This is a genomic window from Prevotella sp. FD3004 (assembly GCF_000746155.1).
In the GTDB taxonomy this organism is placed as follows: domain Bacteria; phylum Bacteroidota; class Bacteroidia; order Bacteroidales; family Bacteroidaceae; genus Prevotella.
The window spans coordinates 391,106-406,884 of the sequence record NZ_JQKR01000008.1 but is presented as its reverse complement, the minus strand read 5'-3'; the positions used below and the strand labels follow the sequence as shown (position 1 = coordinate 406,884).

Below are 15,779 nucleotides of genomic sequence, written 5' to 3'. Positions count from 1 at the left end.
AGCGATTTTGTGCACAAAGATACGAATAATATCTGAACTAACGACCCTTCTATTTGATAAAATTCTTAATTGTTTGATAAATTTTCATTACGTTCCCGAAGGTTAATAATGTTAGAATTCACCCTTGGTTTGTTAAAAGATAACTTCCAATTCAACTCTTTACGTTACCTTTGCACCACGAATTCAGCCATAAATAGCTTTTGTATGAGAAAATTTTCATTACTTTTGCTGTCTGTTATGATGCAGACGGTGTGTTTTGGCCAAGTAACAGTCAAGGGTAACGTTGTAAACGAACGTGGCGAGGCCGTCGAGTATGTCAGTATTGGTTTCGAGGATGACAGCGTTGGTGTCATCTCCGATGCCAAAGGTCATTTTACCATCAGGATTCCCGCTGGGCGAAAGAAGGAACTCTCGTTCAGCCATGTGTCCTATCTCACGACAGAGATCCCCTATCAGGAATATGCCAAGGGAAGTGAACTCACCGTCGTGTTGAAAGACCGTGTCGTAGAACTGGCAGAGGTGGTGATTGGCAAGAAGAACAAGCCCAAGACTATCGTAGGCAAGGGCATACCTGCTCCAGGTCTCGTCGGTACATCTGGTCATGGCTCTGATCTAGGTCCTGAAGGCGGCGTACTCTTCTCATGCAGCAAGTCTTACGTCATCAGCGACATACTGGTAAATATCGCGGGCATCACCTTTGAACAATGCAAGGTGAGCATCAATGTCTACGAGAAACAAGGAAAACGGTTCGTGAACATCCACCAGAAGCCCATCTACGAGACGCTCACCAAGAGTAAGAACAAGTACACCCTCGATGTCCGCCCTGAAGAGAGCATTGTGCTGAAGCCTAAAAAGGAGTACTACGTCAGCATTAATGTGGTTGACGGCTATGGCGAGAAAGGCTTTCTGAATATGAAGGCCTATATGAAGAACGGCCTTTATCGCGATGCTGTGAAGGGCAAGACCAAGAAATTCCCCGTCTGTCCAGCCATACAAGTAAAGGGTTACGAAGTGGAATAACTGTTCTGATGATTCGATGTCTACGCGTACCTTATATCTGATAAGTCTCCTGCTTCCGTCTCTCGGGATGATGGCCCAGCGACAGCTGATAGTGGTCAACGCTGAGTCGAAGGTACCCATCCGCGATGTCATAGTGAGCACCAGTGATGGGCGTGAGATTCGCACCCCTTGGAATGGTGTGTTCGAATGGCCCGATAGTGTACGGCGTCTTGACTTCCGGCATCCCGACTTTGAGCGCCGCTATGTGTTGAGGCCCGAGATACAGGGCGACACCATCTTCCTGATTCCCAATATTCATGCCTTGCGCGAGGTGGTGATTCTGGGCGAACGACGCTTTGATAAGCGAATGAACTCGATGCTGAGAACTACGCCAGAGAAGAAACAGAATGACCAACTGGCCAGGATCAGCATACCCTCGGGCTTCAGCCCTATAGGTTTTGCTCTTTGGGTTTATGATGTGGCTTTCCGCAAATCCGTAGAAGAACGCGCCCGTAGGAAGAAAGCACTCAAGGAAGTCCGCAGACAGGAGACCATGTATCAGAAACGCTGGGAAGAACTGGAAAAGCCGTCAAAGTAGTTTCTCTCCTCAAGAAGTTTCCCCTAGGGAAACTATTGTTTTCCCCAGGGGAAAACACAGTTTTCTCCGTAGGAAACTATCGTTTTCGCCTAGGGAAACAAATGTATTCTCCTTAAGAAACTCCTTGAAAACTACTTTCCTTTCTTGATTCCGCCTACAACATCGTCGTTGTCAATGCTGTGTTCCGTCTTCTTGACATTGGCTTTAAGCGATCCGAAACGCCAGTTGACATTGATGCTGAACGTACGGCCAGAGAGCCAGGCCTTATTATAGCCGCGATAGTCGCCATTCACTGTCTTCGATGTTGATGTGGTGTATTTGCTGAAAGGTGTGTCGGCTCCGAGGCGTACCGTCAGGCGATTGCCCTTGAGGAACGAACGTTGCAATGAGACGCTGCATCCGTCAGACGAGTGTTGCATGCTATAGATGTCTGATGGCTGATAGCCAATCAACCCCCAAGCGCTCAGATTGAGACGCAGTTTCCAGGGAAGTATCTGTGAGAGGTTGGCGTAGTAGTTGTCAGACCATCCGAAGTTGCGATAGCCAAGGTTCGGATTCTCGTTGTGCTCGTAGCGCAGGTTGTTGTTGATGACAAGTGTCGTTCTATCGAAGGGCTTCCATTGCACATACTGTTCGATGGAGAAACGGCGATAGCGCAGGATATTGTCGTAGGTGGTATAGCGTATATCGTTCTTGGCAATCTGAACGGAACTGATACCGCCAGAGTAGAAGGTATAGCCTGGAGCCAGTTGGAAGGTCAGTCTGGGCAGGATATACGAGTAGATGATATTGAGACGCTGGATGTGCGAGCTTGATAGCTGCGGGTTGCCCTGCGACACGGCTGTTGGTGATATACCCGCAGCAGGGTTCAGGTACGAGATGCCAGGACGGTTGATGCTTGTGGTGTAGTTCAGCTTCAGCGACTGGGCATCTGTTATCTGATACCTCAGAGTGGCCTGGGGCACCCAGTCGCTCAGATGTTTGTCAAAGGACTCGCCACTTCCGTCGGGAAAACAGCCTTTCATGAAGCTGTATTCATAGCGCAGACCTGCGCGAGCCGACCATTTCTCCCAGTTATAGATGTAGTCTGCATAACCAGCCAGTACACGGGTAATGTGGCGGAACTCGTCGTGGGTCTGCATGTCGGAGCCGTAGAATTCCTGATGGCTATTGCTGCCGTTATGACGATCGATGTATTTGGTACCAATCTCCAGTTGATGGCCTTTTCCTAAAGGTCGTAGCCAGTCTGCCTGAAACGTGTGCTCCGTGAACCTTTCACGTTCCGTCATCATGATGCCAGAGTAAGAGAATGGCGCATTCACGATGCCAGTATAGGTATTCTCCTGATTGGTATGTTGACGTGTCAGGGCGAGCATATAAGAGAGAGTGAATCGCTCGCCCTTGCGACGCGTCTTGTGTTCATAGTCAAATCGCCCGTTCCACGAATGGTGCTGGTAGTCTGGCATCCAGTAGTAGTTGTCGTAGCGGTAAACGAGCTGTCCTGAAGGGGCACTCAGTGATGCCCGGCTGTCGCCCTGTACATTCACGTTATAGAAGAATCCGCCAAACGAGGCTGAGAGCAGATTGAGTGAGTCTATGTCGTAGCTGGCATCCACGTTGGCAACATGATAGTGGCCAGGGTTGCTCTGGTCGTTATGTGTCTGCAGCATGTTGCCCGTTTCGAGATAGGTCCGCTCATTGTCAGACATATATCTGGATTCGCGCCTCGACGTTCTGCCATAAGCGTAATCGCCAGAGAGCATGAGTCTTCCCATCTGTCCAGTCAGGGAGTTATAATAATTGAAGTGGTTGTCCGACCTATAGCTCGCAGACACGACACCCGTTATGCCCTCCATATTGGAGCCGCCAGCCATCACGATGTTCAGAACGGCATCAACGCCTTCTGCATCCTCACGGGCACCTGGGTCGGTAATCACTTCGATACGCTTTACCATCGAAGCGGGCATCGACTTCAGCACCTCCTTGGCGTTTTTCGTCAGTCTGGGATCATAGTGTCCGTTTTTGTAAATCTTAAAGTTGCTGTTGCTCTTCACACGGATGTTATCCTGACCGTCCACAGTCACCATTGGAACCTTGCGAAGCATATCCATCACAGTCAGCGTCTTCGATTCCTCATCGCTCTGCACGTCGTAGGCTATACGGTCTATCTCCTGCTTGATGAGTTGTTTCTGTGCTTTGATGACAACACCATCCAGTTCTTTGCTCCATGTGATGGAGTCGTTGCTTACACTAGTTGAATCTGCCTGGTTCATGGGCATGGCTATCCCTGCTCTCGCTGCCATTAGCAGCGAGAGGGAAACAATCTTTTTAAGTTTCATAAGTGAGATTACTTCTTGAGTCGTTCGATGCTCATGTCGAACAGGTTCTGTATGAATTCGTCGTTGGTCTTTGTCTTTAGTTTCAGTATTTCTTTTGATACAAGTGCCTTTTCAGCATCATCTAAGTTGTCGGCCTTCTTGCACAGATTGTATATCCGTGACGCATATACGTTGGCTGGTGTTCCTTCAGGATTCTTCAGGAAAAGGTTCTTGTAGTTGTTGAAATTTGTTAGCCAGTCTCCGAAAGCTACGTCGAAGATATTTCCGATGTTGCCAAGGTCGATTTGTGTGGCTGGATTGAGGGGTATGGAGTCGACATGAAGAATGGAGTCCACATCAAAAGGAAAGTTGTCACTAAATGTAATCGAGGACGTGTCAGGAACGTTGAATTTCTTTCCCTTGATGATGATTTTCTTTGGTCTTCTATTGTTCTTACTCTCGCGATACTGCTGCGTGGTAGCGTATGTTATTGCCAGACGTACCCGCGAATCCTTCCATTCCAAAGCGTAGGCATAGCGATACTTCTTCTCGGGATCGTCCTTGTCGAGGAAACAGGCATAGATAAAGTCTGATCCATTGATTTTACCGATAGCAACAGGCGGTTCCCCGCCATCGCCAACGGCCAAGGCAACATAGTTGCTACCTACATTACTGCCTGACCTGATCTGATAGGCCGCCTCTTTGTCTTTCTCAAAAGCCTTTTGGATGTTCTTGATCTTGTTGAGGCTAACGCTATTTGTTACAGAGAAGTCATAGACATCCATCTGCGACGTTTTCTTACCCGTCTCAGGGTCGCGCACCAAGGAATGCTGTGTCTTGGTCTCTACTATTCTTTCGTTCAGCAGTGCATCGAATGCTTTCTGAATGTTCTGCTGCGCCATCAGGGCTGAAGGCAGTGCCGTCAGCATGGCTGTAAAGATAATACTTTTACTCTTCATATGCAATCAGTTCTTTTTGTTCGTTAATATATGTAATGGTACCATCTTCTTGTGTTACAGGAATATAGCCGTAGGCTGCAAGCTGGGCCTCAATCATCTCTATGCGACATTCTGCCAATTGAAGTTCCACCTCTCGCTGCTCCTGCTCTGCCTGAGCTACCAGCGCATAAGCCTTGTCAATGTCATGGATCGTTGGCTGTGGCTTGCGTATCCGTCTTTTCTTCGATTGTATCGGCTTGCTCTCTATTTGGCGCAGCGATGTGGTGTCGGCTTGCAGGATGGGCTGTGTTGCTATGGTATCTGTTTGTGCAGCTAGGGGCTGAGCTTCTGGTGAGACTTCTTGCTCAGACGGAACTGCCAGATATATGATGCCTGCCACTACGGCAGCCGCCACACTCCAGCCAATCCATTGTCTGTTTCTTCTTGGCTGAGGTTTCATAGCCTCTATCTCTTGAAACATCAGGCGATAGTCTTCCCACTCCTGAGGTATATCATTGCCTCGGAAGTAGCTGGCTAGGATGTCTTCCTCTTCGAGCGAGGTTGTACCATCCATATATTTGTCCAGCAAATCCTTGATGTATGCCTTTGTGTAACGTATCATATCTGATTCCTCCGTTTGATTTCTTCTAATAATGTTCGTCGTGCTCTTGCAAGCAGCGTGCTGACTGAGGTGATTTCGATGCCTAATAGTGTGGCTATCTCTTCGTGACTTCTTCGTTCCACCTGCCTCATATATAATAAGGTGCGTTGGGTGGTGGGTAGCTGCTGTAGCTTTGCTGAGAGCCATTCGTCGTTCTCTTTCGTTTCCAGTTCATCGTGCGGACTGGTGTCGAGGGTAATAATGATAGCCTCATCAAGCGTTTCTGAAGGTTTTCGCCTTTGATGGTTTCTTAGCAGATGCTTCGCCATCAGGGTTACAATAGCCTCTACAGACCGATAACGCTCCAGTTCGTCGTGCATCTGCCATAGGCGGAGCATCACATCCTGTGCGATGTCTTCTGCTTCGTCTTTGCCCGCTCCGTTGTGCAGACTCACTTCTAGAGCCTTCTTTCGCCACGAGCGGGCTTCCTGTTCAAATGCACCTGTTTCCATTTATTTTCGCATTACAATTATTAGACACACAAAACTTTAGAAACCAAACTTACTTTAGCATAACTTAACATCTTTACCAGATTTTCCACTTATCGATTTCTTCTTTTAGGCGCTTTACGGCTTGTTCGCAATTCTCAGGGTAGGTGAGGGTTTGCACGAACCAGAGTTTGCGATGCTTTACGAACTTGGCATAGAAGCAACGGCCACTGATGGCACCGCTATTTGTATGGAGTGAGCCTGAAAGAATGAAGTAGTCATCACCCTTCTGCTGGCGGGTGGCGTGAAGTTCTGAGGCGTATTTCGCCATGGCCTGTTCGATGGTGAGGCTGTCGGCATTGGGCTCCACGAAGGTGTTCAGCACTACCTCTGTGCTATCCTGCCAGAAACTGAAGCGACTGCTTCCTTTATCTAATATGGAATCGGGCGTCTGCTCGAAGAAAGCCGGATAGCGTACCACGTAATCATAGTCGTCATCGTGGTACTTCTTCATCTTGGTAAGCCTCATGGTCTTCTCCAGCTTCTGGGGTAGAGGAGTATTGTCTTCCTTTTCATGAACAGATACGTATATCATCACTGCTATGAAAACCAACATCGAAAGGAACAGAAATCTCTTCATACGTTTACGTTTTTAATGCAAAGGTATGAAGAGATTTCATATGATGCAAATTTATTGTCTGACATTTGTCTGACAATCATCTGACGGATAATTATCTACTTGATTATCAGCTCGTATGCTTTTCCCCTATCTACCTCTATTTTGAGATTAGAATGGCTCTCAATGATGGGCTTCAGTCTTCGGATAAGGGTGTAAAGCGTCTCATTGGCGTTATCTTTCTTGGGCCAGAGGGTGTCGCAAATCTCTGTCTTGGAGAGCGTATGATTGGAAGAGTGGAAAAACATTTCCATCAGTTGCTGCTGCATGGGCGTAAGTTTTACGTATTCGCCTTTTGCATTGAAGAATCGGCTTTCTGATTCAGAATAGAGCAAGTCTCCATATTGCAGCATTCCAGTGAGCAAAGGTGTTACCCTTCTTCGTTGGAAGAAACAGAATGTAGCCCAAAGCAACGCCAGCATCCATATGACTAATGCTGGACGTTGTTCCGACATGGAGAAGATGGTTGCCATTGAGCAATTCGCCTCGCAGCGGAAGTCTTTCTGTCTTGTGTCCACTGCCAGTATTGCACTGCCCCTCAGTTCGTCCAACTGTAGAAAACTGTTAAACACTCTGATGGTATCGGCATTAATCACATCACTCTGCTGTTTCTTCAGTGCTAAAGTCAGCGCTTGATTCATATCGTCCTCCACCAGTCGTTCCGTAGCACGATAGCTGTAGAAACTTGTCATTGCCGATGTTCCTATCAGTACCAAAAATACTATGATAGCGTACCTCTGTTTCATTTATGCCCTTAATAGCTAAATACAAAATCCTCGAGTATACAGAGTGACTTTTCCTTGGTGTCGGAGACAAAGACGAAGTATATGGCATGCTTGCCTGTGAAATCTTTAAGGGCTGGCAAGGCTGTGGTTATCTCTTTAGAATTTTGAGGCATGTCGGCTTTCAGCTCAATGGTGCCTAAGAGCTTGCCGCCCTGCGACTCCCATGGACGATCGATCATGACTTTGATTGTGCCGTCAGTTCCTTCTGGAATCAGGCGAAGTCGCAGCTTAGACTTCTTACCGTTAGTTTCTGTGAAGTTGAAGTACTTATAACCCACTATGGAACCATCGGTATTATTTACCACGCGGTTGGTGTTGTTTTTCAGGTCATAGGGAGCTTCGAAGTTGGTTTCTGTGCCATACGATGTCTCCACATACGAACCGTAGTAAACATTCTTTGGCCACTCATGTACTGCTACTTTTGGACCTGTGATCCAACAGGCAATACCCGCGGAATGACGCTCTAAGGGATTCAGACCATTGAGGGCAAAGCCTTCTGAGTTGTATTCACCTTCGGTGATTTCCACTTTACCGCCTTCGCCTTCCTCAACTTTCACCTCGATAGGAGCGACCATAGCCTGTCGGGCATATTCGTCGAGACCAGCCTGACGATGATAGAACACATACCACTGCCCGTTTACCTCACAAATGCTGCCATGGGTATTTCCGCTAACAACGCCTGAGGCGATAGTATCACCTTTCTCGTTAATTTCACGTCCGCGTCCGTCAATGATGGTGCCGCCATAGGTCCAGGGGCCTAAGGGCTTGTCGCTATAGGCATAAGCCAGTGTGTAGTTGGTGTCGGGCAAGCCGAACTCGCCATTTTCTGTCCAACGGCTATAAATGAACACGTATTTATCTTTAATCTTGCGGATGGATGAGGCTTCAAAGAAGCGGAACTCGCCTGCTTCATTTCTACCAGAAATCATGCCGTCGACAATCTTCGTTCCAGGTTTTACTGTACACATGGTGGTAGGATCAATCTCTGCGGCATAAGAATGCTCAAAGCCCCAGTAACCATATACGCGACCATCGTCGTCAACAAATACGGCAGGGTCGAAACCATAGATACCATCTACTTTATTGGGGTCGTTGGCATTCCAGTTGCATACCTCAAACGGTCCGTCAGGGCGGTCACTCTTGGCAATAAGTCCATTACGGAATCCTGTCTGATCGTTTGGGAAGAGATAATATGTCTTTTTGCCATTGCTATCGGTTACCAGTGTTACGTCTGGGGCGAATAACACATCGGCAGTACCTGCAGAGTCGAATGGCTCGCCCTTTGCGTTTTTGTCGACCATCAAAATAATACCGTCGTAACGCCACTGGCTTAAATCTTCAACGGGGGCAGACCAAACCACCTGATCGCGTCCGCAGTAAGCTGTTTTAAGATTGTCGTGCGAGCCATAGATGTATACGCGCTGCTTGTGTGCGTTATCTGGATCGTCAAACACGTATGGCTCTCCATCGGGGATATGTTCCCATAGGGGGAGATAAGGATTGCCTACGGTTGTGAGTTCAGACTTTGCGGTCTCTGTCTGTTTGGCGCACGAGAGAGCCAGCATTGTGCAGCAAACTGCTGTCGCCATTTTCAGTGTTTTAGCTTTCATAATGTTTATGATGATTGGATTTAATGGTTGCAAAGGTACTAATAAGTGATGGAAACACCAAATTTATTTTGGTATTTCCATCTTCTGTTTTACTTTATCAAGGAGCTCCAGCATTTCTTTTGCCTTAGCAGTCATTTCTGTAAGTTGTGGGGTCGGATCCTCTATTTTACGGGCAATCTCAAGGAACTGCTCATAATATTCCTTGGCCTGTTCCCTGTCGTTGAGAAGGTAAACATAGGTGTTCGCTATATTATAATAGGTGGCTACGGATGATGGATTGAACGTCAGGTGTTCTTTCCATGCGGCAACGGCTTCATCATAACGTTCTGTCATATAGTATCCCTCGGCTTGTGAGAGCGTGATAGCTTTCATGATAGCAGTGTCTGGGAGCATCAGTTCACGGGCAAGGCTCAGATAGCCGAGACCTTCTTCATGGCGCTTGGTGTCAACACAGATTACCCCAAGTCGATAAGCGCAGCCATAGTGCTGCATGCCGCTGATGAGAAACGCTAGCTGCAGGTATTTGTAGGCACGCTCAAGGTCTTGTGTCTGTGAGTAGCATATGCCGGCAGAGTAGAGTGTGTTGAAGGTGGAGTCGCCTTGTTCGAGAAGTTTGTTGTACCATTCGGAAGCTGCAATAAAATCTCTTTCGAGGAAGAACGCATCAGCCACAGCTCGATTTACAAGGATGTTTTTTGAATCGTGTAAATAATAGTTCAGACCGTATCTGAGCCCATTCTCTGGTTGGTGGTTTCGTGCATAGGCACGTGTTAGTCCAGCCACCATCTCGCCATCCATGGGATAGCGGTTTACCAGTTGTTCAGCCCAATAGATAAAGGAATCATTGTCGTCTTGCTTCTGGTAGCTGAGGGCAAGCTGGCGGAAGGCCTCATGCGAGAGGCTGTCTTCTGGCACATTTTTCAATAAGTCAGAAGCTTCGCGATAGTTGGCGCGTTTGTAGTAGCAATCAGCAAGTTTTATACGGATAGCAGTCCCTGTCTTTGCTTGCTCATAGGCCTTCTGATAATAGTTCAGTGCCTCAAAGGTGTTAAACTGCTGCATGCAACTGTCTCCTGCTTGTATGCAAACCTGCAAGGAATCTACAAAGCCCTCGCCCCTGACGGGAAGGGCCGTCATTAGGGCGAGGGAGACAAAAAGACTCAGTAATTTTAGTTTTGTCATGTTTTGTTATTTATTTTTTCTTCGTGGTGATGAGAATGACACCGTTCTGGGCACCATACTTCTCTTTGGCTTCCTGATTTTTCAGCACTTGCATACTCTCAATGGTCTTTGGATCGATCTCTTTCAGCTTCTCAGAGTCAATGGTTTTTCCATCAAGCAAAACAAGTGGGTCTTTCTCATCAACTACTTTCCTCAAGACAACTCCAATTCCTTTTTGGGGCTTCTCATCAGATTTGATACTGCCTTCATAATGGGTAACATCAGAATCTTTCCCTGGAAGGTTGAAAGAAATGGGTATAGTGTATTTTACACGAACAGCCTTGCCATTCTGCATACCAGGTTGCCACTTTGGCATGGTATTAATGATGCGTAAAGCTTCGGCATCGAGCAAGGGGTCGATAGATCTTACCACTTTCGCATTCGAGATGCTTCCATCCTCTTCTACTACGAAGGTGGCGATGACGCGTCCCTGAGTACAATTCATCTCTGCCTCTGCGGGGTATTTTAAGTTGCGAGTGATGTACTCCAAAAGTTTCGAATGACCACCAGGGAACTGGGGCATCTGTTCTACGACATCGAAAGCCTTATTGGTGTTAGCTTTGGGAGTGTTGCCCTCTTTCCTGAGTCCTATCACATAAGAATTGCCTGCTGCAGAGAATACCTTGTTGACTACGACCTTCATTGTCTCATAACCTATATACATAGCAGCGAGTTCGTCGCCTTCCGACACTTCAAGTTTGAACTTGCCGTCTGGACCTGTAACTGTTCCTTTCTTCGTACCGATAACCTTGACCACAGCACCAATGATTGGGGTGGCTTTGTCAGTTTCAATAATGCCATTATCAATTTCAGCTTCACTTATGTCAAGAACAGTTCCTGTGGCTACGAAATTCTTGTCTTCGTCGTCTTTTACCACTTCAGTCTCTGTAGGTTGAGCTTCTGATTGCACTATCGTTTCGTTAATAAGACTCTCTACGGAAGGATTCTCACTATTGGTGTATACCACATCAGTAACTTTCTCGGCATTAACAGCCAGGGTTACAGCCACGATAGGGAGGAGTGCTAACAGTTTCAGATAACTGCGGCGTGAGGATTGAGTATGTAACATCATATTGATTCGGTTTTTAAGGGTACTGTGAGAGATACCGTTGGCAAGGGAGTACCCGCCAATGCTAGCGGCTTTTGTGATTAATAGGTATTGATATTGACGCGCATTGATGCCTTGAGAGAGTACCGCTCCGTCAGCCTCATACTCATGGATAGCCCTGAGATCAGAGCGTAACATCCACATGGCGGGGTTGAACCATTGGAAAGCGGTAAGTGTGTCAACGAGAATCAAGTCCCACGAGTGGCGTAGGTGTATATGTCCTCGTTCATGAGCGAGTATAGCGGCATCATTTGTTTCGTAGTCGCTACGATTCATGACTATATAATGCATCCAGCTGAATGGTGACAATTCTGCGTTACCGGTCACACAGATTGTAGTACCGTTTTCTTGTGGATGCTGCTCGCTTTTTCTTATTAGAGCAATGATTCTGAATAACGACCAAAGCGTGTGGGCAAGTGTTGCCAGCATACCTATTATAAATATGATAGGTAGGGCTATTTGCCAAAGAGGTTTCATAGGTTCTTCGTCTACCATCTCAATCTGCAGGTCGCCAACTGTTACTGTAGGCACTTGCTGCATAGTAACCGTCTCATGCATCGTGATAACGCATAAGGGTAATAAGAAACTTGCCACTGCCGTTAACAGAAGTACGATGCGGTTTACTCTGTGAAACGTTTCTTTGGCCAGCATCAGACGATAGAACATATAGAATATCGCTATGAGTACTGCAACCTTCAGGTCGTATATCAGAAAATCAATCATTGTTGTTCTCTATTTGGTTGATCAAATCTTTTAGTTCTTCTATTGATATTTTTTCTTCTTTCACGAACGAGGAGACTGCCGATAGATAGGATCCAGAGAAATAGTTTTTGATAACGCCTGCAATAGATTTGCGTCCATATTCTGCTTCCGTTATTAAGGGGAAGTACTGATAGGTGTTTCCAAACTGCTTATGGTCTAGATAACCTTCCTTCTCTAATATCCTTACCATCGTGGAGAGTGTATTGAAATGTGGACGTGGCTCGTCGTAGTACTCTAAGAGTTCCTTGACGAACATCGGACCATGTTGCCAATACAAATCCATGATTTCCTTTTCTTTGTTTGTAAGCTTCTTCATTTTTTTCTGTTTTTAGTCTTGCTTCGGCTATCGCCTTTCCGCTCTGCCGAATAATTCATCAAATGTCGCGTCGTAATCAAAATCGCAATTATGCGAGAGCCGCGAGAACTCGTTCTCAACTGGCCGAGCGTGAGCGACTTATCCAATACCTGAGCGCAAAGTAACTAAAAGATTTCGTTATATACAACTAATACTTATAGTTTTTAAACTAAATTAATTAGTTTGGATTACTTTTAACGTATCTTTATACTTAATCGTAGTTTTTTTATAAATCCTTCGGTTATATTGCATAAATATTGTATCTTTGCGCGCAAGATGGAAGAAGCAACTAACATACCACAGGAGTGGAATAAGTTTTATCTTAAGGATGTGTCGTTTGTCAACTTGATGACGCGACGCATCTTTAATGTGCTTATTGTGGCCAATCCTTATGATGCTTTCATGCTTGAAGACGATGGTCGAGTGGATGAAAAGATATTCGATGAATACATGGAGTTGGGTATGCGTTACCCGCCTACCTTCCGACAGGTCTCGACGACCGAGGAGGCCAATGAGGTGCTTCAGACTACAGATATCGATCTTGTAATCTGTATGCCAGGTAATGCTGATAACGATGCCTTTACTGTGGCTCGTGAGGTAAAGGCTGCTCATCCTAATATCCCTTGTGTGGTTCTTACTCCGTTCTCGCATGGTATTACCAAACGTATTCAGGACGAGGATATGTCGGTGTTTGATTACGTGTTCTGTTGGTTGGGTAATACCAATCTTATCATGTCGATTATTAAACTGATAGAGGATAAGATGAACATTGATCACGACATCAAGGAGGCTGGTGTGCAGATGATATTGCTTGTCGAGGATAATATCCGCTTCTACTCATCTGTGTTGCCTAATGTGTATAATTATATATTAGCACAGTCGAAGCGATTCTCTACCGAGGCGTTGAACCCGCACGCTGCTGCTCAACGAAAGCGCGGACGCCCCAAGGTCGTGTTGGCAACAAACTACGAGGAGGCTATGATGCTCTTTGAGAAGTATCATGAGAATACATTAGGTGTGATTTCTGACACCCGCTTTCCCATGAAAAGCGTTCCTGGGCGGTTGTCGCATGTTGAAGAGGGCGATCCAGAGGCTGGTCTGAAACTGCTTCGTGAAATACGTCGACGCGATGAGTATGTACCACTGATTCTTGATTCCAGTGAAATCGTTAATCGCGAGAAAGCTGAGGCCGAGGGCTTCCATTTTATCGACAAGAATTCTACCAAAATGAATGTCGATCTCCACCATCTGATGGAGGAACACATGGGCTTTGGTGACTTTATCTTCCGTAATCCAGAGACGAAGGAAGAGGTGTTTCGCGTGTCATCGCTGAAAGAACTGCAGGATAATATCTTCAAGATACCTCGTGATTCAATGCTCTACCATGTGTCGAGAAACCACATGAGCCGTTGGCTTTGTGCGCGTGCCATCTTCCCTGTGTCGGCATTTTTGAAGCACGTCACCTGGCATAAATTGCAGGATGTTGATGCCCACCGCCAGATTATCTTTGATGCTATTGTGCAGTATCGTAAGATGAAGAACATCGGTGTGGTTGCTGTATTTGACCGTTTGAAGTTCGACCGCTATGCCCACTTTGCCCGTATCGGCGAGGGCTCCCTCGGAGGTAAAGGCCGCGGTTTGGCATTCCTCGATAATATCATCAAGCGTCACCCTGAACTTAATCAGTACGAGACGGCCAAGGTGTCGATACCGAAGACTGTTGTGCTCTGTACCGACTTCTTCGATGAGTTTATGGAGAAAAACAACCTCTATCCTGTGGCACTTTCCGATGCTTCAGACGAAGAGATCCTGCAGCATTTCATGCGAGCTCAGTTGCCTGATTCGTTGATTGCTGACTTCTTCACATTCTTTGATGCAGTAAAGTCACCAATAGCCGTGCGCTCCAGTTCTTTGCTTGAAGATTCCCACTATCAGCCGTTTGCAGGTATCTATAGCACCTATATGATTCCTTACTTAGAGGATAAATATGAAATGCTACGCATGCTGGCTTGTGCCATCAAGGGTGTGTATGCCTCGGTGTATTATAAAGATTCCAAGGCCTATATGTTGGCCACTCAGAATGTCATCGATCAGGAGAAAATGGCAGTAATTCTGCAGGAAGTGGTGGGTAAGCAGTATGGCAATCTTTATTATCCGAACTTCTCGGGTGTGCTTCGTTCGTTGAACTATTATCCTATTGGTGAAGAGACAGCAGAGGAAGGAATTGCTTCGCTGGCTTTGGGATTGGGTAAATATATTGTTGATGGAGGACAGACGCTCCGTGTGTCACCTTACCATCCAACTCAGGTCCTTCAGACTAGTGAGATGGAAACGGCCCTTAGTGAGACACAGACACGTTTCTATGCCCTTGATATGGCCCATGTGGGTGATGACTTTAAGGTTGACGATGGTTTTAATATCAAGAATCTTAGAGTGAAGCAAGCTGCTGCCGATGGCTCGCTGACCTATATTGCCTCTACTTATGATCCCACCGACCAGATAATCCGAGATGGCATTTACGATGGCGGCCGTAAGGTGATTTCTTTCTGTGGCGTTCTCCAGCATGGTGTGTTCCCCTTGCCAGAATTATTGCAGATGGCTCAGAAATACGGTTCTGAGGAGATGAGACGCCCTGTGGAGATTGAATTTGCCTGCAATCTGAACGACGATCGTACTGGTGAGTTCTATCTGTTGCAGATTCGTCCTATCGTAGACTCAAAACAGGTGCTTGATGAGGATCTGCAGAAGATATCCGATACCGAATGTCTGTTGCGTTCTCACAATAGTCTTGGTCATGGTATCTCGGAGGATGTGTTTGATGTGATTTACGTCAAGACTGATGATGATTTTACTGCAGTGAACAATCCCTATATTGCTGACGAGATAGAGCAGATGAACCGTCAATTCCTCAAGGAGGATAAGAACTATGTGTTAATAGGTCCTGGTCGTTGGGGATCCAGTGACTACTGGTTAGGCATTCCTGTGAAGTGGCCTCACATCTCTGCGGCTCGCGTCATCGTTGAGGTTGGACTGAAGAACTATCACGTCGATCCTTCTCAAGGGACCCACTTTTTCCAAAATCTCACTTCGTTTGGCGTAGGCTATTTCACTATCAATACCTTTACGGGCGACGGTGTGTTCCAAAAAGAGATGCTCGATGCTATGCCAGCTGTAGAGGAAACAAGGTTCGTTCGCCACGTACGTTTCGAACGTCCCATGAAGATTATGATGGACGGTAAGAAACAACAGGGTGTGGTGTTATTTCCTTCAAATGAATAAACTTAAGGTTAAACTATTTAATATACTTCTATGAATCTGAA

General features: G+C 46.4%; 13 protein-coding genes. 3 read left to right on the top strand and 10 right to left on the bottom strand.

All coding sequences use genetic code 11. The features are described from left to right. The first annotated feature begins 204 nt into the window (after positions 1-204). Positions 205-1,020 (top strand): carboxypeptidase-like regulatory domain-containing protein, encoded by an 816-nt coding sequence (locus T325_RS01845; RefSeq protein ID WP_197051296.1) that lies wholly within the window; start codon positions 205-207, stop codon positions 1,018-1,020. Between the two features lie 67 nt (positions 1,021-1,087). Next, complete coding sequence (locus tag T325_RS01840; RefSeq protein WP_036909842.1) at positions 1,088-1,597, top strand: hypothetical protein; 510 nt, start codon at positions 1,088-1,090, stop codon at positions 1,595-1,597. A gap of 131 nt (positions 1,598-1,728) precedes the next feature. Here T325_RS01840 and T325_RS01835 read toward each other — a convergent pair whose 3' ends face one another. The 10 genes from T325_RS01835 to T325_RS01790 form a co-directional block, all read right to left on the bottom strand. Continuing rightward, positions 1,729-3,936 carry an outer membrane beta-barrel family protein gene (locus tag T325_RS01835; RefSeq protein ID WP_036909841.1) on the bottom strand — a complete coding sequence of 736 codons (2,208 nt, stop codon included), beginning with the start codon at positions 3,934-3,936 and terminating at the stop codon, positions 1,729-1,731. A gap of 8 nt (positions 3,937-3,944) precedes the next feature. Then, positions 3,945-4,874, bottom strand: a complete 930-nt coding sequence (locus T325_RS01830; RefSeq protein WP_036909840.1) for a hypothetical protein — start codon at positions 4,872-4,874, stop codon at positions 3,945-3,947. Next, a complete protein-coding gene (locus tag T325_RS01825; RefSeq protein WP_036909839.1) occupies positions 4,864-5,475 on the bottom strand; it encodes a hypothetical protein in 612 nt (203 codons plus the stop codon). Before T325_RS01825 ends, T325_RS01830 begins: the two co-directional genes overlap by 11 nt. Continuing rightward, positions 5,472-5,966, bottom strand: a complete 495-nt coding sequence (locus T325_RS01820) for an RNA polymerase sigma factor (RefSeq protein WP_036909838.1) — start codon at positions 5,964-5,966, stop codon at positions 5,472-5,474. The genes T325_RS01825 and T325_RS01820 overlap by 4 nt, the downstream gene beginning before the upstream one ends. A gap of 73 nt (positions 5,967-6,039) precedes the next feature. Further along, positions 6,040-6,582, bottom strand: a complete 543-nt coding sequence (locus tag T325_RS01815) for a hypothetical protein (RefSeq protein WP_036909837.1) — start codon at positions 6,580-6,582, stop codon at positions 6,040-6,042. Positions 6,583-6,677: 95 nt separating this feature from the next. After that, a complete protein-coding gene (locus T325_RS01810; RefSeq protein ID WP_036909836.1) occupies positions 6,678-7,364 on the bottom strand; it encodes a helix-turn-helix domain-containing protein in 687 nt (228 codons plus the stop codon). An 8-nt stretch (positions 7,365-7,372) separates the two neighbouring features. Next, entirely contained in the window at positions 7,373-9,013 is a 1,641-nt protein-coding gene (locus T325_RS01805) for a family 43 glycosylhydrolase (RefSeq protein ID WP_036909835.1), read from the bottom strand. 63 nt (positions 9,014-9,076) lie between these two features. Beyond that, positions 9,077-10,195, bottom strand: coding sequence for a tetratricopeptide repeat protein (locus tag T325_RS01800; RefSeq protein ID WP_081911009.1), 1,119 nt, complete (start codon positions 10,193-10,195; stop codon positions 9,077-9,079). A gap of 10 nt (positions 10,196-10,205) precedes the next feature. Beyond that, on the bottom strand, positions 10,206-12,065 hold the full coding sequence (locus tag T325_RS01795; RefSeq protein WP_036909833.1) for a M56 family metallopeptidase: 1,860 nt from the start codon (positions 12,063-12,065) through the stop codon (positions 10,206-10,208). Then, on the bottom strand, positions 12,058-12,420 hold the full coding sequence (locus tag T325_RS01790) for a BlaI/MecI/CopY family transcriptional regulator (protein WP_036909831.1): 363 nt from the start codon (positions 12,418-12,420) through the stop codon (positions 12,058-12,060). The genes T325_RS01795 and T325_RS01790 overlap by 8 nt, the downstream gene beginning before the upstream one ends. Before the next feature lie 315 nt (positions 12,421-12,735). Here T325_RS01790 and T325_RS01785 point away from each other — a divergent pair, with 315 nt between their 5' ends. Then, positions 12,736-15,738, top strand: coding sequence for a PEP/pyruvate-binding domain-containing protein (locus T325_RS01785; protein WP_036909829.1), 3,003 nt, complete (start codon positions 12,736-12,738; stop codon positions 15,736-15,738). The last annotated feature ends 41 nt before the right edge of the window (positions 15,739-15,779 follow it).